Source organism: Halobacterium sp. CBA1126, assembly GCF_009741975.1.
Classification (GTDB): Archaea; Halobacteriota; Halobacteria; order Halobacteriales; family Halobacteriaceae; genus Halobacterium.
In genome coordinates, this window is the sequence record NZ_WPCF01000052.1 from 1 (window position 1) to 18,052 (window position 18,052).

Below are 18,052 nucleotides of genomic sequence, written 5' to 3' on the forward strand. Positions count from 1 at the left end.
CGAACTCGCGGCCATCGCGGGCGGCACCGCGGCGGGCGGCGAGACGCCCGTGGCGCTCCGCCAGTACGTCGTCGGCCTGGCGGACAACGCCGCCGTCCCGCTGCCCCGTGCGGCCGACGCGCTCCCCGAGGAGATCGAGGACGTGATGGCAAGAGTCGGCAGCCGGCAGGGGGACGAACGGGTCAGCCCCACGTCGACTGCGGACCGCTGAATCGAAACTCCTAAAGAAGTCCCCGCGCCTCCTAACGAGTACGCGCCTGGGTAGCTTAGCGGTAAAGCGCGTCCTTGGTAAGGACGAGACCCCGGGTTCAAATCCCGGCCTAGGCTCTCTCCTCTCGCCGCAAACCGAGTAGCCCTGCAGCTACTCGGAGATGCCGTACGTGTCGCCGCTCCAGTCCCGCGCGGGGAAGTCGTAGACGGGCTGGTGGTGGTCGATGTCGTCGATGCGGGCGCGGTCCTCGTCGTCGAGTTCCCAGTCGAGGACCTCGAGGTTCGCGCGGACGTGCTCGGGCGTCGAGGACTTCGGGAGCGGGACGACGTCGTTCTCGACCGCCCACCGGAGGACGACCTGTGCGGGCGAGCGCTCGTACTTCTCCGCGACCGCCTGAATCGTGTCGTCGGCGAACACTTCCGTGCGCCCCAGCGGCGCGGCGGCTTCGACGACGGTGTCGGTCTCCCGGCAGTAGTCGACGACGTCGTCCTGGGTGTTCCACGGGTGGTACTCGATCTGGTTGACGGCGATGGGGACGTCGCTGACGTGGCGGGCGCAGCTGAGCTGGTACGCGCTGAAGTTCGAGACGCCGACGTTCCGGACTTTCCCCTGGTCGTGGAGGGTCGCCATCGCGTCCATGGTCTCCCGCAGGGAGATGGCGGGGTTCGGCCAGTGGACGAGGTAGAGGTCGAGGTAGTCGGTGCCGAGTCGCTCCAAGGTCGCCTCGCAGGACTCGATGACCGACTCGTAGTCGAGGTGTTTCGGGAGGACCTTCGACGTGAGGAAGACGTCGTCGCGGTCGTACTCGGCGAGCGCGTCCCCGATCTCGGCTTCGTTGCCGTAGCCTTCGGCGGTGTCGACGTGCGCGTAGCCGGCGTCGAGGCCGGCGCGCACGGCGTCGCGGACGGTGTCGCCGCCGATGTCCCACGTGCCGACGCCGACTGCGGGGAGTTCGTCGCCGCTCGGGAGCGTCTTCGTCGGTGGTGTCATCGTCGTGTCGTTGCGCGGAAACCCCCAAAGGCGTTTGGCTCGTCGACCCTGCGCCCGATTCCTAATTGGCATTTAACCACATTATATCGAAATAACCTGTATACGGAACAGAGTTAATGTTCTTCGCGAGCGAGCGGCACACATGGCGACGAAGAACCCGAGCGACGACGCGACCGAACCGGACGCGCACGAGCCCGACCCCCACGAGTGCCCGTTCTGCGGCGAGTACGTCGCTTCGCCGGGGAAGGGGTTCATGGTACACGTCGAGGAGAACCCGGAGTGCGACGCGGACTTCGACGCGTGGCGCGACCGCGTCGCCAACGACGTCCCCGGCGGCTGGGCCGGGTAGCAGTCAGGCCGAGGGATCGCCGACGGCGTCCGGCCGGTCGGCGTCCTCCATGCGCTCCTCGACTTCCTCCTCGACGCGCTCCTGGACCGTGTCGTCGACCTCCTCCTCGACGCGTTCCTGCACGCGATCGTCGACTTCCGCTTCGACGCGCTCGCGGACGGTGTCGTCCACTTCTTCCTCGACGTGGGTCTCCACTTCGTCGGCGACCGCGCCCGAGACCTGGTCTTCGACCTCGGCGGCGACCTGCGTCTCTGCCTCCTCGGCGACCTCCTCCTCGAGAATCTGCTCGTAGATGCTCATGTTCTCCCAGACGCGCAGGAAGTAGCCGAGCACGAGCCCGCCCTGCAGCGCCGCGACGCGGGCGTCCATCCCGAAGACGAGCAGGTAGCCGAACCCGAGACTGAACGCGAGACCGTAGACGACGTCGATGTAGAACTGCGTCTGTCGTCCACTGAGCGGTGGCATCACGTCCACGTTCGGGCCGGCGAGTGAAATTCCCTACGCCCGCACGGGGACTCAGCCGAAGAACAGCACCTCGAAGGTGGCGTACGACCCGACCGTGGCGGCCAGCGGGACGAGGTTCTGCATCGCGACGACGCGGACGGTCGTCGACGGGTCGAACAGCTCGGAGCTGTCCGGGAGGTCCTCGGAGGACTCCTCGCCGATGCCGCTGGTCGCGCCCTCGCCGGCCATCGCGGGGTCGCCGACGGTCGGCGCGTCCTCGTCGCTGGTGAGCGCGCCGACGGACACCCGCGGGTTCGCGCGCCCGCGGACGGCGTCGGCGACGGTGAACGTCCGCGTGGCCTGCCCCCAGCCGAGGCCGACGATGGACATGGTGGCGATGACGACGAAGCTCGCGGGGATGCCGGCCGCGGAGAGCGCGACGACGATGGTGGAGCTGACGACGGCGACGACGATGGCCGCGGTCAGCGGGAGGTCGGTGATGTCGTTGCCGAGCGTCTCCATCGTGCGGCGCGCGATAGTGAACGCGCCGACGGCGACGGCCGCCGACCCCACGAGGATGCCGACGTTCATCCCGAGTTCGCCGCTGCCCACGAGCGGCGCGATGGCGTTGGCGACGTTGCTCGTCCCCGAACTGAACGCCATCAGACAGCCGATGGCGACGACGACGAGCGTGCCGACGAACTCCCGGCGGGTGGTGTTCGGGCCGAGCGCGGGTCGCACCAGCGGGCCGGTGCGCTCGAGGACGACCAGCGGGCCGTCGGTCTGGTCGATGGCGAACACGCGGTCGATGAGCGGGTAGCAGTACCGCCCGAGCATCACGGAGACCCAGAAGCCGACGGCGGGCGAGACCAGCCACCAGAGCGCGATTTCGCCGACGACCGACCAGTCGACGCTGTCGGCGGCGACGCCGAGGCCGACGATGGCGCCCACCGCCGTCATCGACGTCGACGCGGGTGCCCCGGAGAGGTTGCCGACGAGGAGCGCGCCGCCGACGAAGAACAGGACGGTGATGCTCACGGGCAGCGTGAACACGCCGGGTTCCGCGAGCAGGCCTTCGCCGAGCGTGTCGACGACGCGGCGGCCGAGCGTCCACGCGCCGGCGAAGAAGCAGACTGACATGAGCGCGGCCGCGGTCACCTTCGAGATGGCGTCGGCGCCGACCGCCGGGCCGAACGCCGGCCCGGTCGTCGCGCCCCCGATGTTGTACGCGACGAAACACGCGATGAGCACGCCCACGACGAGCAGTGTCTCGGTCACGGGCGGGGTAAGAGCGAGGGGAACATAACCGCTTCTCACTCGGAGCGGGAGAGCGGGAGTGGGGAGTGCCGGACGCGCGGGGGAGAGTGGGGGAGAGTCGAACGCGCGTCCAACCGATGCGTGTCTCCTCGCCCGTAATAAAGATTCGTCAGACGCGCCGCGGCACGAAAGGCTACGGTGCCGGGGTGCGTGGGGTCGCGCATGAACGGACTCGGTGTGCCACTGGTGACGCCGTTCGACGGCGACGGCGCCGTCGACCACGACGCCATCGCGGAGCTGGCGACGTGGGTGACCGACGCGGGCGCGGACTTCCTCGTGCCCTGCGGGTCGAACAGCGAAGCCGAACTGCTGACTGCGGGCGAGCGCGCCGCCGTCGTGGAGACCGTCGTCGACGCCGTCCCCTCGGAGGTGCCCGTGGTCGCGGGCACGGGCAGCCTCGGCATCCGGGAGACGCTGGAGGCGACCGAGCGCGCGGCCGACGCGGGCGCCGACGCCGCGCTCGTCGTGACGCCGTTCTACTACGACCACGGCCAGTCCGACCTCGAGACGTACTACCGCGAGGTCGCCGACGCCTCGCCGCTGCCCGTCTACCTCTACAGCGTCCCCGCGTACGCGGGCGTCGCGCTCGACCCGGAGACCGTCGAGCGGCTCGCGGCCCACCCGAACGTCGCCGGGATGAAAGACTCCGCGGGCGACCTCGCGGCGTTCCAGCGCACCCGCGAGTACACCGCCGACGAGGAGTTCGAGCTGTTCGTCGGGAGCGGCGGCGTGTTCGCGGCGGCGCTGGACGCGGGCGCTGACGGCGGCGTCCTCGCGGTCTCGAACGTCGTCCCGGAGCGCGCCGCCGAAGTGCGAGACCTCCACGCCGCCGGGAAGGACGAGGCCGCGCGGGACGTGAACCGCCGGGTCCTCGACCTCAACCACGCGGTCACCGCCGAGTACGGCGTCCCCGGCCTGAAGGCCGCGATGCGCTCCCGGGACCTGCCCGCGGGCGGCGTCCGGTCGCCCCACCGGCCGGTCGGCGACGACGTCGCGGCGGAACTCGGCGTGCTCGTCGACGACGCGCTCCCGTAGCGAGCGACGCGCCCGGCGGAAGACCCATTACCGCGGAGCCACCGAATTTCGGGCATGAACCGACGCAGGTTCCTCGGCGCCGCCGGCGTCGTCGGACTGGGCGCGCTCGCGGGCTGTTCGGGCGCGGTCGGCTCCGTCGCGCCGCCGACGGTCCCCGAGGACCGGCTCGCCGAGGGCGGCTGGACGAAGACCGACGAGAGCGAAGCGACCGTCTTCGAGCAGCGCTTCGGCCCCGTCACGGTCACCGCGAAGTCCACGACGGTGACCTACGAGGACGAGGCGCTCGCCGCGGAGGTCAGCGAGAAGACGCTCGGCCAGATCGACGGCACGCTCGCGCTCTACTCGGCGTCGCACATCAACTTCTCGCCGGACCTCAACAACCTCCCGGGCGGCGTCGGCCGCGCGGAGCTGCTCTCGGAGGTCCGGTCGGCGGCCGAGGACCAGTTCGAGCAGCGGATGCGGGACACCGGGCTGGAGTCGGTCTCGAAGACCGGCGAGGCGGAGTTCGAGACTGCCTCCGGCGCCAGCCCCGGCCTCACGACGTTCAGCGCGGAGTACCCGGTCGGCACGCTGGAGTACGAGGCCAGCGGGGAGACGTTCACCATCGAGGCGGGCGCCATCGAGGTCGCGGGCGACCTCGCGGTGTGGAACGAGGGCGACTACGTGGTCGTCGCGGGCGGCGCGTACCCCGGCGAGAACTTCGCGACCACGTCGGAGACGAGCCTCTCGGAGGCCATCACCGTCTCCGTCGACGTCGACCTCGGGCTCACGCCCGACGAGTACCGGCGGGAGGTCCGCGGCCTGATGGCGGCGACAGAATGACGACGTGGCGAGCCCTGTTCGACCGCGCCGCCGATCACGACGCCGGCGTCGAGGACGTGCGAGCGGCCCTCGACGAACAGAGGGACGATGAGTGACGTGCATCCGGCGCGGGTCGCCGCGGACGCCGACGTGCTCGCCGCGGACCTCTTCGTGGACGGCGACGCGCGCGCCGCCCTCGACCACGTGCGCTCGCACTCGTGGGTCGACCTCGTCGCCAGCGGCCCGCTGCTCGACGACGCCGAGGCCGTCGTCGCCGCGCTCGGCGACCCCGCGCTCGCCGCGGACTGGCGCGAGCGCGTCGAAGGCGAGGCGACGCTCGTCTCCCACCCCGAGGGCGACCAGCCCGCGCTCGCCGCCGCACACGCCGGCGACGCCGCTCACGTCCTCTCGTACGACGAGACGCTGCGCTCGGCGCGCACCGGCATGGAGCTCAAGGCGCGCGTGGACGTCAGCGTGAAGGCGCCGGACGCGTTCGCGCGGCTGTTCGACCCGGAGAAGCTCTACCCGACCGTCGCGGGCGGCGACTACCCCGGCCCCGACCGCGACCCCCGCGAGTAGCTCAGTCCGCGCGCTCGGCGAGCCAGTCCGCGAGCTTCGCGAGCGCGCGGCCGCGGTGGCTGAGCGCGTTCTTCCGCTCGGTGTCCATCTCCGCGAACGTCTCCCCGTCGTGCTCGAAGATGGGGTCGTAGCCGAACCCGCCGTCGCCGCGCGGCGCGACGATGGTGCCCTGCACGGCCCCGGAGAACGTCTCGGTCACGTCGCCGTCCGCGTACGCGACCGTACACCGGAACGCGCCGCGGCGGTCCTCTAAGTCCTCGGCGAGCCGCCAGACGCGTTCGACACCGAGCGTGTCCTCGACGTACGAGGAGTACGGCCCGGGGAACCCGTCGAGGCCGCGGACGAAGAGCCCGGCGTCGTCGACGATTACGGGCACGTCGGCGTCCTGGGCGTCGTAGGCGTCCTCGGCGCCGCGGGCCGCGATGTCGGCGAGGTCGTCGCTCTGAATCTCGGCGTAGTCGTAGTCGTGCTGGGCGACGTCGTAGACGTCGGCGAGGTACTGTTCGGCCTCCCGGACCTTCCCGGGGTTCGTCGTCACGAACCGGAGCGTGCGCATACCGACGCGTCGGCGCGCACCGAGTTGGGTGCGTCGATTACTCGTCGACGACGACTTCCACGGCCTCCTCGACGGCGTCGTCCTCGCCGCCGTCGTTCTGCTGCTGCCAGAGGAGCACGCCCGCGACCGCCAGCACCACCCACGACCGCCAGTTCGCGAGGTTCAGCGTGTAGCCGACGCCGAACGGCTTCTCCACGAGCATCCCCTCGCCGGGCTGCCAGTAGGACTCCAGCATCCGGCTGAGCTTCGGGCGCTCGAAGTTGTACGGCACGCCGAACAGTTCGCCACTCGACGGTTTCTCGACCATACCAGTCGGTTCGGCGCCAGCCCCCAAATCAGTTGGGGGCTACTGGTAGCGGCCGCGACCCTCGATTTCCCGCAGCTGGTCGAGCACCGACGCGTCCCCGGCCTCGCCGTAGGCGGCCTCGAAGGCTTTGGTCAGCGGTTCGGGGTCGTCGGCGGTGCCCGCGAGGCTCTGCTCGAAGACGTGGCAGTCCATCGCGTAGTCCTCCACGTCGTCCGTGTAGTAGCCGAGCCCGAAGTCGATGAGGAACGTCCGGTCGTCCTCGCCGACTTCAGATACTCGAACATTTCGCGTCGTCGGATCGCCGTGCACGAACCCGGCGCCGTGAATCGTCGCGAGGTGGCGGCCGACGTCCCGGACACGCGCCTCGGTGAGTGCGTCCCGGAGGTCCGTGTCGCCGACGCGCTGGAGCGTCAGCGTCGACTCCGGGACGTCGACGTCCCAGACCAGCGGCGTGGGGACGCCGTGGCGGCGCGCCTCGCTCGTCAGGCGGGCTTCGAGGACGGTGCGGTCGCGGCGCAGGCGCGCGTCCAGCGACCCGTGGCGGTAGCGCTTCGGGAGCCGGGCCTTCGTCACGTGGTCGTCGGCGAACGTGACCGTGGCTTCGGCGCCCTGCAGCACGTCGCTGTCGGGGCGCGCGGGCGGCTCGGGCTCGCGCCACGTCACCGGCACCTCGTCCGGCCGGGAGTTCGAGTCGATGGCGGAGTCCTCGATTGCGACGGTGTCGCCGGCGCGGGCCATCTTCTCGCCGAGCACCGCGATCATCCCCGCGTTGTCCCGCAGAAATCTGGGTTCGGGCGCGAAGAAGTCGGCGCCGCGCTGCTCGCACATCGTCTCGAGCATCCCCCGCAGGCGGTCGTTCTGGGCGACGCCGCCCCCGAGCACGAGTTCGTCGCGGCCGGTCAGCGAGAGCGCGCGCTCGCTGACCTCCGCGAGCATCGCGAACACCGTCTCCTCGAGGCCGCGGCAGACGTCCTCGACGGGCGTGCCGTCGTCGTAGGCCTGCTTGGCGGCGCTCATGATGCCCGAGAACGAGAAGTCCATCCCCTTCACGACGTACGGGAGGTCGGTGTACTCGCCGTCCTTCGCGCGGGCTTCGACCTTCGGGCCGCCGGGGTGGCTCCAGCCGACGTGGCGCGTGAACTTGTCGAGGGCGTTCCCGACGCCCGTGTCCATCGTCTCCCCGAGCACGCGGTAGCGGCCGTTCCGGTACGCGAGCACGTGGGCGTTCGCGCCGCTGGCGTTCAGACAGACGGGCGCGGAAAAGCCCGAGCGGTGGCGGCCGATTTCGAGGTGGGCCACCATGTGGTTGACGCCGACGAGCGGGACGTCCAGCGTCTGCGCGAGCGCGCGCGCAGCGGAGCCGACGATGCGCAAGCAGGGGCCGAGGCCGGGGCCGCGGGAGAACGCGACCGCGTCGACGTCGCCGTCGCTGTCGTCGAGGATAGTCTCCACGACGGCGGGAACCGCCTGCCGCATGTGCTCGGCGGCCTCGCGCGGGTGGATACCGCCGCTGTCGGGCGCGTACGCGTCGGACTCGATGACGACAGAATCAGTCTCGGAATCGTACAGCGCCGCGCTCGCGCACCACGCAGTGCCCTCGATTCCGAGAACCCGCATCTACCGAGTCAGTTCCACTCGGTGTAGCCGCACTTCCCGCAGTACTCCCGGTCGCCGTGGTCCGCGAGGAACGTGTCCCCGCAGCGCGGGCACATCTCCTTGTCCGTCGTGCCGTCGTCGTTGTAGTAGTCGCCGCGAGCCATTATTCGGCCTCCTCCGCCTCGGCCTCTTCCTCGGCGCCGATCTTGTTCCGGTCGAGCATGTGCTCGTGTTCGACCTCCGCGGCGGCCTCCGGCGAGTCGTAGGTCTTCGCGCGGCCGATGGTCTTCCGCATCCCGAACTTCGTGTCGAGCTCGTGGACGACGACCTCCTCGGAGTCCTTGTCGAGTTTCGCCGCGAGGCTGTCGCGGACGGAGAGCCGCGACGGCGTCGCGTCCTCGTGTTCGATCTCGAATTGGACCTCGGTCCGGTGAAGCAGGGGGTTGTCCTCCTGCTCCAGAATCTCGATTTCCATGGTCAGTTGTTCGTATATGAACGCGAAATCAGTAAAAGCATTTCGAAGGGCTGATTGCGGCCGCGAGCCCGCCGCCGGCTCACTCCAGCAGCGTCCAGAACTCCTCGGTCGTCTCCAGCAGCTCGCAGAGCTCGTTCGCGCGCTCCTTCAGCGCGCTCGTCACGTTCGCCAGCACCATCCCCTCGCCGGGCTGGCCGTAGACGACGCTCGCGCCCACCGGCGCCGCGACGACGGCGGGCAGCGTCGCGAGGTCCTCCTCGCCGTCCACGGACAGCAGCGTCGACCCCTCGGCGCGGATGGCGTCGACGAGCGCCTCGAGCAGCGCCGCCGAGATGGTGCCCGGGTCGCTCTCGACCTCGACGGTGCGGTCGGCGTCCGGCCGGCCGCCCGCGACCTCCGCGGTGACGGCCTCGCGTTCGGTCTTCCCGTCCACGACGGCGACCTTCGGCGGCGCCCCCGCCGCGACGAGGTGGTAGGTGACGACGTCGCCGACCGCGATGACGGGGGTGCCCGCGTCCGCCAGCAGTCGCTGGGCGTCCTCGTAGACGGGACCCAGCGGCTCCTTGAACGCCCCGCGGGCGTCCGGGGGGAGCGTCGCGGCCGCGCGAGTCACGCTACCGGACCTTCAGCGCGTACTCGCCCGCCTCCGAGACCTCCATCTTCTCCGCAATCTCGGACTGCTCGGGGTGCGTGATGACCACGTACCCCGCCCAGTCCTCCGTGAGGCTCGTCGACGAGCAGTACGGACACATCTCCTCGTCCGACTCGACGATGCGGTGGCAGTCGTGGCAGGCCAGGCGGTTCGACGCCATCTACTCGGCCTCCTCGGTCTGCTCGCGCTCGCGGTCCTCCTTCAGCCAGCCGTGCTTCCCGAGGCCGGGCTGTTTCGCCGTGAGCCCGATCTTCGACTCCCGGGGGTTGCGCTCGTCGATGCTCTTCGTGACGATGCGGGCCCGCACCGAGTCGCCGGTGCCGATGACGCTGTTGGACTCCCGGGAGGCGAGCTGCTGGTTCTCCTCGTCGAACGCGAGGTACTCGTCGCTGATCTGGGAGACGTGCAGGAGGCCGTCGACGGGGCCGATGCCGACGAACGCGCCGAAGCTCACCACTTCGACGATCTCGCCGTCGATGACTTCCTGCATCTCGGGGTCGAACGTGACGGCGTCGAACTCCGCTTCGAAGTAGACGCCCGGACGGTTCGGCAGCACCGCGCCCTCCCCGAGGTCGTGGACCTCGGTGACGGTGACGACGCTCCCGATGTCCTCGTCCATCCGTCCTTCCAGTTTGTCCTGCAGTAGCCGCTTCACGAGGTCCGGACTCACGTCCCCGAGGTGCTCGGGCGGAACCTCAATCGTGTCTTTCAGCCGTGCTCGCTTGTACATTTATGGTCGAGTGATAGTCATTTGATTCCGGCCCCTTAAATGGATTACCGGCACGCCCGCGTCGAGCAGGCGCTCCTTGAGGGGGCCGTCGTTCGTGACGACCGCGTCCGCGTCGCCGTCGACGGCGAGCGCGTACAGCGCGTCGTCTGCGTACGATTCCTCGGTCGCCACGGAGTCGCACCGGTCCGCCAGGTCCGCCGCCACGCTCGCGGCCGTCGCTTCCTCCCCGGCGCCCGCGCCGAGCTTCGCCAGCTCCGCGCGGACCGTCTCGGGGACGACGGCCGCGTACTCGTCTAAGATTCGGTCGAGTTCGTCGAACACTCGCACGCCGTTCTCGACCGGCATCATCAGCGCGTTGGCGTCCATGGCGACCCGCATCACTCCGTGAGCGTCCCCACGCCGATGAGCCGCCAGCGCGCGCCCACGCGGCGGTTGATGGCGATCTTCGACCCCTCGGGCGCGCACACCGGCCGCTTCAGCTTGACGTCGCACTCGCCGTCGCGAGCGCTCGTCACGGAGCCGACGGTGGTCGCGGTGCCGACGGTCAGCATCAGCGGTTCGCCGGTGCTGATCTCGTCGATTGTCTCGCCCTCCTCGGCGCCGACGAGGCGCTCGAGCAGGTCGACGTCCATCGTGAAGGAGTCCCACGTCGGCGGGAGCGTCTCCGGCGGGCCGGCGACCTGTCCCGCGAGCGCGTCGCCCTTCGCGAGGCTCGGGTCGAGGCCGGTCCCGACGCCGAGCAGGCCGCCGGGCGAGGCCGCGTCGACGTCCTCACCGCCGGCCTGGAGGCTCCGGACGGACGTCGTCACGGGCCGCCACTCCGTCTTCCCGCCCTCTTCGACCTCGCGGCCGGGGCGGAGTTCGATCTCCTCGTCGACGTCGAGTCGCCCCTGCACGAGGCTGCCGCCGAGCACGCCGCCCAGCAGGCCGCCCCACTTCGTCCCGGGCTTGTTGATGTCGAACGACCGCGCGACGTACATCCGCGGGTCGGCGTCCGGGTCCCGCTCGGGCGTCGGAATCTCGGACTGCAGGGCGTCGATGACGAGGTCGACGTTGATCTCCTGTTCGGCGGAGATGGGGACGATGGGAGCCCCCTCGGCGACCGTGCCCTCGACGAACTCCTGGATCTGCTCGTAGTTCTGTCGGGCCTGCTCGCCGTCCACGAGGTCGACCTTGTTCTGCGCGATGACGACGTTGTCGATGCCGATGATGTCCAGCGCCATCAGGTGTTCCTCCGTCTGGGGCTGGGGGACGGGCTCGTTGGCGCTGACGACCAGCACCGCGCCGTCCATGATGGCGGCGCCGGAGAGCATCGTCGCCATCAGGGTCTCGTGGCCGGGCGCGTCCACGAACGAGACCGTGCGCAACACCTCCGTCTCCGTGCCGTGCTCGGGGCACTCCTCGGCGACGGTGTAACACTCGGGCTCGTCGCAGTCGGGGCACCGCCGCAGCGTCGCGTCGGCGTACCCGAGGCGGATGGAGATGCCGCGTTTCATCTCCTCGGAGTGCTGGTCCGTCCACTCGCCGCTGAGCGCCCGGACGAGCGTGGTCTTTCCGTGGTCGACGTGACCGACCAGTCCGATGTTCACCTCCGGTTGTCGGTGGTTGTCTGCCATGTTCACAGAGTAATCTTGCGTGAATTTCGCCCCGAACGACTGATAAACCTACTGTTACAGAGGCGCCGCGTCCCCGCGTCCCCGCAGCCCGTTTCTGCGGCCCGCGGGCGTCGCGGACTCGCCGACCGAACCGGGCGTTTTAACCCCGTCAACGACGAACGGAGAGGCGTGCGAGAGTTCGGGTTCGAACTCCGGCTGTGCGCGCGCCTCGAAGCCAGCGGCGCCCCGAGCGTCGGCGACGCCGGCGTGGTCGCCCGCCAGCTCGGCACGAGCGTCCACGCCGCCGGCGGCCGCATCGTCGACGCCGTCTGCGTGCTCCCAGGTCCGGAGTTCGACGCCCGCACCGACCTCACCAGCGAGACGGTTCCGCCCGCCGTGCTCGACGCCGACGTCCCCGTCGGCGAGTACGAGCGCGTCACGCGGGTCTTCGACGGCCCGCCCGAGCGGGCCCGTAGCCTCGCGGAGCGCGGCGCCGACACCGGCTTCCTCGACGTCGAGCGCCGCGGCGGCCAGACGGTCGTCCGCCAGCACGCCCGCTATCCGGACTGGTTCGGGGGGCTCGTCGGCGTCGAGAACAAGCCCGACCTCGGGCGGCCGGGCGACCTCGAACGCCAGCTGCGCCACGACGCCAGCCTCGGCGTCCTCGACTACGCGGTCGTCGCGACCGAGAGCCACGTCACGCGCGCCCACCTCAACCGGTTCCCGGACGCAGTCGGGGTCTGGCGCGTGGACTTCGACGCCGCCGACCCCATCGACGTCGTTCGAGAGCCGGAACCGCTGGACTCCGCGGGCCCGGGGCTGGAAGTTCTCGACTCGGAGCCGGGGAAGACGGACGTCCGTCCCGTCACGGCCGCCGAGAAGGCCCGCCAGCGCCGCCGCGTCGCCGAGCGCGCGTACGGCAAGGGCTGGCGGACGTACGAGCTCCCGGCGTGTGCACGGGCCGCGCGCGGCAGCGAAGCCGACGCCGACGCGCTCCCGTTCTGCGCGTACAAGGACCGGCTCGTCGACCCCGCCAGCGAGTGCGGCGCGGACTGCCCGGGCTACGAGCCGGCGGACGCCCCGGACGCGGACCTCGACGCCGAACGCGAGCGGAACACGCCGTGGCACGCGGACGCGAGCGGCCGCCGCCGGCAGTCCGGCCTCGACCAGTTCTGACGCAGCGCCTGCGAACCCGCCGGCCGTTTCAAGTCCCGGCGAGGCGACGACGCCGACATGGCGGTAGCAGAGCGGGCGGTATCGGTCGTCCTCGGACTCGCAGCCGCGGGCGTGGCCGTAGTCGCGGGCGCGCCGATAGCTGCCGCTGTCGGCGCGCTCGCGCTGTACGCGGGCATCGGCTACTACGCGAGCCGTCACCCGGACGTGCTTCGCGGCGACCGGCGTACGGGCCCGGACTGGGTGGCCGGCGGGTTCGCCGGCGGCTTCTCGTTCGGCCTGCTCGGACTCGTGGCCGCGGACGTCGCGCCGTGGGTGCTGGTGCTCGCCGTCGGGTTCGCGGGGTTCGGGTTCGTCTCCGGCGTCGCGTGGACGCGCGCCGACCCCGTCGAGGAGCCGACTTAGAGCGTGAACGTCTCGCCGTCGACGGCGAGTTCGTCCGCGAAGGCCTCGTCGGCCGGGTAGAAGTGCGAGACGTGGACGACGCGGGTCTCGTCGGCGTCGAGGTCGTCGCCGAGCGCGAGCGCGCCCTCCTTCGTCATGTGTTTCGTGCCGAACGTCCGCGGCACGCCGTCGGCGTCCTCGTGGCGGCCGCCGACGGGGTGGTGGTCGGCGAGGTGCGCGGGCACGATGCCGTCCGCGAGCAGGAGGTCGGGGCCCCGGAGCGCGTCCAGCGACGCCTCGGGGACGTCGTAGGTGGTGTCCCCCGAGAGCGCGAGTTTCGCGCCGTCGCGCTCGACGACCACGCCGTAGCAGAGCAAGGGCGGGTGGTCGACGGGGACGAGCGTCACGTCGAAGCCCGCCGCCTCGAAGGACTCGTGCGGGGAGACGCCCTCGGCGTGGACGTTGTCGAGGTAGTCGTACTTCCGGGCGACGGTCTCGGCGACGCTCTCGCCGGTGTTCGGGTCGGTCTCGTCGGCGGCGTACACGGGGAGGTCGTCGAACAGCCGGTAGGCGTTCCCGAGGCCGTCGAGGTGGTCGAAGTGGATGTGGGAGACGACGCCCGCGTCCGGCAGGGCGACGTCCTCCCGGAGGAACTGCGTGCGGAAGTCCGGGCTGAAATCGAGGAGGAGCGCGTCGCCGCTGGCCTCGTCCTCGACGTGGACTGCGAACCGCGTGCGTTCGACGCCGCGGTCGCGGGCTACTCGGCACGTCTCGCAGTCGCACCCGGGCGTCGGCGTGCCCGTGGTGTCGCCGGTGCCGAGCAGCGTGACCCTCATGCGTGGTCGTGGCCGGCGTGGGGCGGGTCCTCGTCGTCGGGGTCGTCGATGGCTTCCTCGAGCGTGTCGAGGTTCCGGAGGTGGTCGCGGTCCTCGAAGTCCGAGACCGCCTCCACGAGGTCCTCCTGGGTGAGCGTGCGGCGGTCCTCCACGAGCGCGTCGAGGACGGCCTCCCGGAGCACGAGCCGGAGGTCGCTGCCGGTCAGCCCCTCGGTCTCGGCGGCGAGCTCCTCGTAGTCGACGTCCTCGACCGCGAGGTCGCGGGTGACGACCTCCAGAATCTCCGCGCGCATCCCCTCGTCGGGGCGGGGGAAGGAGAGAATCTCGTCGAAGCGCCGCCACGCCGCGGCGTCGAGCTCGTCGGGGTGGTTGGTCGCGCCGATGAGCAACACGTCGTCGTTGACGAGGCTCACCTCGTCGATGGACTTCAGGAGCGTGTTCACCGCGCGCTTGATGGCGTTGTGCTCGTCGCCGGTCCGCGTGGTGGCGACGAAGTCGAACTCGTCCATGAAGAGGATGCACGGCGAGAGCCGCTTGGCCACCTCGAAGACCTTCTCGACGTTCTTCGCCGTCTCGCCGAGGTACTGGCTCGTGATCATCGAGAGCTTCACCTCCACGAACGGCAGGTCGAGCTGGTGGGCGAGCCCGCGGGCGGTCGAGGTCTTCCCCGTGCCCGGCGGCCCGACGAACAGGAGCTTCCCGATCTCGCTCAGCCCGATGGTCGCGAGGTAGTCGCGGTGCTCGATGGCCTTCGCGACCTTCGTGATCTCGTTCTCCTGCTCCTCCGTGAGCACGATGTCGTCGAGGGTCACGTCGATTTCGGCGGGCGAGCGCACCTCCACGAGGTCCAGCATCTCCTCGTCGTCCTCGTCGAAGTACTCCGAGAGCAGGCCGTCGATCCACTGCGGGTCCGCCTGCACGGGGCGGTTCTCCTCGCGGGCGGCCTCGTAGTCCACGTCGAACTCGTCGCCGACGGCGTACGCCAGCACGGGGTTCTCGCGGATGCGCTCGGCGTCGGCGTTGTCGACGAACCAGTCGATCGCCATCTCGTCGTCGACGAGGCTCATGCTCCCCGCGAACGTGTCGCGGTCCGTGAACATCAGCCCGGAGATGGCCTCCCACGGCTCGTCCACGCCGGACCCCTCGCTGACGGCGGTCTCCGTTGTCTGTGGCGGCCGAGGGACGCCGTCGTCGTCCCAGAGCACGCTGCGGTACGCGGGCGGCAGGTCGTTCTCGTCGAGTTCCCGGTGCTTGTCGTAGACGCGAGCCGACAACAGGAATTCGACGACGTCGAGCGCCTCAGTCACTACCACTGACCTACCACCTCGGGGCGCATAAGCGCGTCGCAGTCGTCGTGGGGAGCCGTCTCTGCGAACGCTACGGACTACGACAGCACCGAAGACGCCTCGAAAGCCCCGGGACGCTCCTTTCAGTCCCGCCCGGAGTCAGGCCGTCGCGTTCTCCTTGACGTAGAAGACGAGCGGGCGGCTGTGCTGGTAGCCCTGGTGGACGGTCCGAGTGTAGCCGCGCTCGGTGAGCGCGTCATCGATTGCCCCGTCGTGGTCGTCGAGCGCGACGACGACCGGCGGACTGTACTCGAAGATGGTCTCGTTGTCGAGCGTGCTGGAGACGTTCGCGTCGTAGCGGTCGAAGTACCACGGCAGCGGCAGGCGCTCGTACCAGCCGCTGTAGCCGCCGGTCGTGACGTTCAACTGCGGCTTCTCGGTGAGGTCGTCGGGGTGGTGGAACTCGTCGCCGTAGAACATCACGTCGACGCCGTCGTTGCTCGCGGAGATGTCCCGGATCTCCTGGAGCGTCGGCTGCATCTCGCCGGCGGGCTGGGCGTACTGGACGAGCGCGTTGTCCGGCCCCTGCGGGTTCGCGTACGTCGTCTGCGCGGCGACCGCGCCGGTGCCGGCGGCGGTGACGAGCAGGGCGAGCGCGACGGCGCGGGCGCCCGCGGCGTTCCCCTCGGCGGCCGCCGTCCGACCCCGGTCGTAGACGAGCGCGACGCCGACGGCGGCGGGCACCGCCAGCGGCACGATGGCGTTGATCATCGTCCACGCCGCGGAGATGTCCGCGACCGCGGGGTAGCCGAACACGGAGAACGCGCCCCAGTAGAAACACACCTCGACGACCGGGCGCGGCTCCGCTTCGGCGTACCGCTCGTAGAGGAAGCCGAGCACGGAGAAGACGACGAGCGCGGTGGCGCCGACGCCGAGCACGGTGAGGTCGTGTCGCAGGAACGCGACGTAGGAGTGCTCCTGCATCCCCGTCGACCCCCACAGCCCCATGAACTCGTTCCACGACCCGAGCGTCGCCTCGCCGAGCACGCCCGGCAGCAGCGACGGGTTCCGGAACGCCTCGTAGAGGTCGGGCTTGGGGGCGTAGAACGCCACGAGGACGACCGCGCCCTGCGCGAGCGCGGCGCCGAGGTGGAGTTTGTACTGCCACGCTGCTCGCGCGACGCGGCGGGCGTGCGACCGCGCGACCGCCCAGCGCGTCGTCTCCTCGTCGGCCTTCGCGAGCACGAGCCGACCGTCGAGGACGAGCGCGAGCGCGCCCAGCCAGCAGACGGGGTACAGCAGCGCGTTCTCCTTCGTGGTGAACGCGAGCGCGAACGGCAGCGCCGCGGCGTAGAGGTACCGCGCCTTCCCGGTGTCGAGCGCGCGGACGAACAGCCCGAACGCGGTGAACATGAACGCCGCGAGCAGCAGGTCGTTGCGCATGAACCGCGAGTAGTACAGCAACACGGGGTTGGCGGCGAAGAAGAGGCTCGCCGCGACGACCTCCGCCTGCGAGAGGCGCTCGCGGAGCAGCCACGGGGTCACCACGAGCAGCGCGCCGACGACCGCGACGGCCAGCCGCATCGTGAAGTCCGAGGGGCCGAGCAGGTCGAAGACGACGCCGTTGACGTGCGGCAGGAACGGGCCGTGGATGATGGGACGGTACTGCCACGCCCCCACCTCCATGTAGTGCAGAATCCAGTCCGCGACCCGGGCCTCGTCCTGGTGGGCGACCCGCCAGCCGAGGTTCCAGAGGCGCGCGAGGAGGGCGAGGGCGGCGACGGCGACGAGCGCGGCGGCGACGCGGCGTCGGTCGCGCCCGTCACGTGGCGGAGACATATCACGCGGTTGCGACGGGGTGGATAAACGCTTTCCGGATGGCGAGGGGCGGCGCGCAGCGCCGGCCCTCGGAAACGCGAGCGGTGAGCGCAGCGAACCGCGAGCGGCGAGGAGCACCTCGTTGCGCCGTCCCTCAAAAAGGCGCCCCTCAGAAAGCCGAGCTTCAGTCGTCCAGCCGTTCGGCGACGGCTTCGATGGGGTGGGGTGGGAGGTCGTCGGCGCCGTCGCGGTCGCGGAGCTGGCTGCGGCAGGAGCCGCCGGGGGCGACGACGCGGTCGGCGTCGCTGTCGTCGACCCGTTCGAAGAGGCGGCCGGCGATGGCCTGCGAGAGGTCGTAGTGTTCGTCGTGGTAGCCGAAGCTCCCGGCCATCCCGCAGCACGTCGTGTCGAGGGGGTCGACGTCGTAGCCGACGCGCCGGAGGACGCCGACCGCGTGGTGGTCCTTGTTGGTGGCTTTCTGGTTGCAGTGGCCGTGGTAGCTGAGCGCGCCGGCGGCGCCCGGGGAGCGGTCGGGGACGGGGAGCGCGTCGTCGAGGCGGAAGGCGTCGAGGTACTCGCAGACGCCGTAGGCGCTGTCGGCGACGCGTTCGACCGCGGGCGTGCCGCCGTCCGCGGCGCGGGCGCCGTCGCCGAGCAGGTCGCGGTACTCGTCCTGGACCATCACGGCGTCCGAGGGTTCGACGAAGACGACGTCCCAGCCGTCGTCGACGCGCGGGGCGAACTGGTCGACGTTCGCGCGCGCTCGCTCGCCGGCGGCGTCGAGCATCCCCGTGGAGAACGCCGCGCGGCCGGAAGGCGCCACGTCATCTGGAATCGCGACGTGGACGCCCGCGGCTTCGAGCGTGCGCACGGCCGCCTTCCCGGCGGCGGGGTACGAGTAGTTCGTGTACGTGTCCG

At 70.7% G+C, this 18,052-nt stretch carries 23 protein-coding genes, 1 tRNA gene and 1 pseudogene; 8 read left to right on the plus strand and 17 right to left on the minus strand.

What is annotated here, in order from left to right; genetic code table 11:
* A pseudogene (locus tag GJ634_RS15465) lies at nucleotides 1-211 on the plus strand (hypothetical protein); the annotation flags it as partial.
* A 44-nt stretch (nucleotides 212-255) separates the two neighbouring features.
* Nucleotides 256-327: transfer RNA gene (locus GJ634_RS08735), tRNA-Thr, on the plus strand.
* Nucleotides 328-361: 34 nt separating this feature from the next.
* Here the strand turns inward: GJ634_RS08735 and GJ634_RS08740 are convergent.
* Nucleotides 362-1,201, minus strand: a complete 840-nt coding sequence (locus GJ634_RS08740) for an aldo/keto reductase (protein WP_157502225.1) — start codon at nucleotides 1,199-1,201, stop codon at nucleotides 362-364.
* Between the two features lie 142 nt (nucleotides 1,202-1,343).
* Here GJ634_RS08740 and GJ634_RS08745 point away from each other — a divergent pair, with 142 nt between their 5' ends.
* Nucleotides 1,344-1,550: a hypothetical protein gene (locus GJ634_RS08745; RefSeq protein WP_157502227.1), complete on the plus strand. Its 207-nt coding sequence runs from the start codon at nucleotides 1,344-1,346 to the stop codon at nucleotides 1,548-1,550.
* 3 nt (nucleotides 1,551-1,553) lie between these two features.
* Here GJ634_RS08745 and GJ634_RS08750 read toward each other — a convergent pair whose 3' ends face one another.
* Both GJ634_RS08750 and GJ634_RS08755 read right to left on the minus strand, forming a co-directional pair.
* Nucleotides 1,554-2,015 carry a hypothetical protein gene (locus tag GJ634_RS08750; protein WP_197425459.1) on the minus strand — a complete coding sequence of 154 codons (462 nt, stop codon included), beginning with the start codon at nucleotides 2,013-2,015 and terminating at the stop codon, nucleotides 1,554-1,556.
* 51 nt (nucleotides 2,016-2,066) lie between these two features.
* Nucleotides 2,067-3,272, minus strand: coding sequence for an inorganic phosphate transporter (locus GJ634_RS08755; RefSeq protein WP_331714072.1), 1,206 nt, complete (start codon nucleotides 3,270-3,272; stop codon nucleotides 2,067-2,069).
* Nucleotides 3,273-3,473: 201 nt separating this feature from the next.
* On the opposite strand from GJ634_RS08755, the gene GJ634_RS08760 reads away from it, so the two are divergent.
* The 3 genes from GJ634_RS08760 to GJ634_RS08770 all read left to right on the plus strand — a co-directional run bounded on the left by GJ634_RS08760 (nucleotide 3,474) and on the right by GJ634_RS08770 (nucleotide 5,726).
* The gene (locus GJ634_RS08760) at nucleotides 3,474-4,346 is read left to right on the plus strand and encodes a dihydrodipicolinate synthase family protein (RefSeq protein WP_157502229.1); all 873 of its coding nucleotides are present in this window, start codon (nucleotides 3,474-3,476) and stop codon (nucleotides 4,344-4,346) included.
* Between the two features lie 54 nt (nucleotides 4,347-4,400).
* Nucleotides 4,401-5,168: a DUF6517 family protein gene (locus GJ634_RS08765; RefSeq protein WP_157502231.1), complete on the plus strand. Its 768-nt coding sequence runs from the start codon at nucleotides 4,401-4,403 to the stop codon at nucleotides 5,166-5,168.
* Nucleotides 5,169-5,255: 87 nt separating this feature from the next.
* Nucleotides 5,256-5,726 carry a hypothetical protein gene (locus tag GJ634_RS08770; protein ID WP_157502233.1) on the plus strand — a complete coding sequence of 157 codons (471 nt, stop codon included), beginning with the start codon at nucleotides 5,256-5,258 and terminating at the stop codon, nucleotides 5,724-5,726.
* A 1-nt stretch (nucleotide 5,727) separates the two neighbouring features.
* Here the strand turns inward: GJ634_RS08770 and rdgB are convergent, their stop codons facing one another.
* The 10 genes from rdgB to GJ634_RS08820 all read right to left on the minus strand — a co-directional run bounded on the left by rdgB (nucleotide 5,728) and on the right by GJ634_RS08820 (nucleotide 11,658).
* Nucleotides 5,728-6,282, minus strand: a complete 555-nt coding sequence (gene rdgB, locus GJ634_RS08775; RefSeq protein ID WP_157502236.1) for an RdgB/HAM1 family non-canonical purine NTP pyrophosphatase — start codon at nucleotides 6,280-6,282, stop codon at nucleotides 5,728-5,730.
* A 37-nt stretch (nucleotides 6,283-6,319) separates the two neighbouring features.
* Nucleotides 6,320-6,589, minus strand: coding sequence for a DUF5808 domain-containing protein (locus tag GJ634_RS08780; RefSeq protein WP_157502238.1), 270 nt, complete (start codon nucleotides 6,587-6,589; stop codon nucleotides 6,320-6,322).
* 39 nt (nucleotides 6,590-6,628) lie between these two features.
* Nucleotides 6,629-8,206 carry a bifunctional N(6)-L-threonylcarbamoyladenine synthase/serine/threonine protein kinase gene (locus tag GJ634_RS08785; protein WP_157502240.1) on the minus strand — a complete coding sequence of 526 codons (1,578 nt, stop codon included), beginning with the start codon at nucleotides 8,204-8,206 and terminating at the stop codon, nucleotides 6,629-6,631.
* Between the two features lie 8 nt (nucleotides 8,207-8,214).
* On the minus strand, nucleotides 8,215-8,349 hold the full coding sequence (locus GJ634_RS08790) for a 30S ribosomal protein S27ae (RefSeq protein ID WP_157502242.1): 135 nt from the start codon (nucleotides 8,347-8,349) through the stop codon (nucleotides 8,215-8,217).
* On the minus strand, nucleotides 8,349-8,660 hold the full coding sequence (locus GJ634_RS08795) for a 30S ribosomal protein S24e (protein WP_157502244.1): 312 nt from the start codon (nucleotides 8,658-8,660) through the stop codon (nucleotides 8,349-8,351). The genes GJ634_RS08790 and GJ634_RS08795 overlap by 1 nt, the downstream gene beginning before the upstream one ends.
* Before the next feature lie 79 nt (nucleotides 8,661-8,739).
* On the minus strand, nucleotides 8,740-9,273 hold the full coding sequence (locus tag GJ634_RS08800) for a GTP-dependent dephospho-CoA kinase family protein (protein ID WP_331714073.1): 534 nt from the start codon (nucleotides 9,271-9,273) through the stop codon (nucleotides 8,740-8,742).
* Nucleotide 9,274: 1 nt separating this feature from the next.
* Nucleotides 9,275-9,472, minus strand: coding sequence for a transcription elongation factor subunit Spt4 (gene spt4, locus GJ634_RS08805; RefSeq protein ID WP_157502246.1), 198 nt, complete (start codon nucleotides 9,470-9,472; stop codon nucleotides 9,275-9,277).
* On the minus strand, nucleotides 9,473-10,042 hold the full coding sequence (locus tag GJ634_RS08810) for a DNA-directed RNA polymerase (RefSeq protein ID WP_157502248.1): 570 nt from the start codon (nucleotides 10,040-10,042) through the stop codon (nucleotides 9,473-9,475). It lies immediately after the preceding gene.
* On the minus strand, nucleotides 10,043-10,408 hold the full coding sequence (locus GJ634_RS08815) for a twitching motility protein PilT (RefSeq protein ID WP_231736998.1): 366 nt from the start codon (nucleotides 10,406-10,408) through the stop codon (nucleotides 10,043-10,045).
* Between the two features lie 11 nt (nucleotides 10,409-10,419).
* On the minus strand, nucleotides 10,420-11,658 hold the full coding sequence (locus GJ634_RS08820; RefSeq protein ID WP_157502250.1) for a translation initiation factor IF-2 subunit gamma: 1,239 nt from the start codon (nucleotides 11,656-11,658) through the stop codon (nucleotides 10,420-10,422).
* A gap of 168 nt (nucleotides 11,659-11,826) precedes the next feature.
* On the opposite strand from GJ634_RS08820, the gene GJ634_RS08825 reads away from it, so the two are divergent.
* Together GJ634_RS08825 and GJ634_RS08830 are read left to right on the plus strand one after the other, a co-directional pair.
* Entirely contained in the window at nucleotides 11,827-12,813 is a 987-nt protein-coding gene (locus tag GJ634_RS08825) for a DUF5787 family protein (protein ID WP_331714074.1), read from the plus strand.
* A gap of 57 nt (nucleotides 12,814-12,870) precedes the next feature.
* Nucleotides 12,871-13,215, plus strand: coding sequence for a hypothetical protein (locus tag GJ634_RS08830; RefSeq protein ID WP_157502252.1), 345 nt, complete (start codon nucleotides 12,871-12,873; stop codon nucleotides 13,213-13,215).
* Here GJ634_RS08830 and GJ634_RS08835 read toward each other — a convergent pair.
* The 4 genes from GJ634_RS08835 to GJ634_RS08850 all read right to left on the minus strand — a co-directional run.
* On the minus strand, nucleotides 13,212-14,030 hold the full coding sequence (locus tag GJ634_RS08835; protein ID WP_157502254.1) for an MBL fold metallo-hydrolase: 819 nt from the start codon (nucleotides 14,028-14,030) through the stop codon (nucleotides 13,212-13,214). The two genes, GJ634_RS08830 and GJ634_RS08835, sit on opposite strands and share 4 nt — an antisense overlap.
* Nucleotides 14,027-15,337 (minus strand): ATP-binding protein, encoded by a 1,311-nt coding sequence (locus GJ634_RS08840; RefSeq protein ID WP_331714075.1) that lies wholly within the window; start codon nucleotides 15,335-15,337, stop codon nucleotides 14,027-14,029. The genes GJ634_RS08835 and GJ634_RS08840 overlap by 4 nt, the downstream gene beginning before the upstream one ends.
* A gap of 138 nt (nucleotides 15,338-15,475) precedes the next feature.
* Complete coding sequence (locus tag GJ634_RS08845; protein WP_157502258.1) at nucleotides 15,476-17,155, minus strand: flippase activity-associated protein Agl23; 1,680 nt, start codon at nucleotides 17,153-17,155, stop codon at nucleotides 15,476-15,478.
* Between the two features lie 163 nt (nucleotides 17,156-17,318).
* On the minus strand, nucleotides 17,319-18,052 hold a 734-nt coding region (locus tag GJ634_RS08850; RefSeq protein ID WP_197425460.1), incomplete at its 5' end, for a (Fe-S)-binding protein.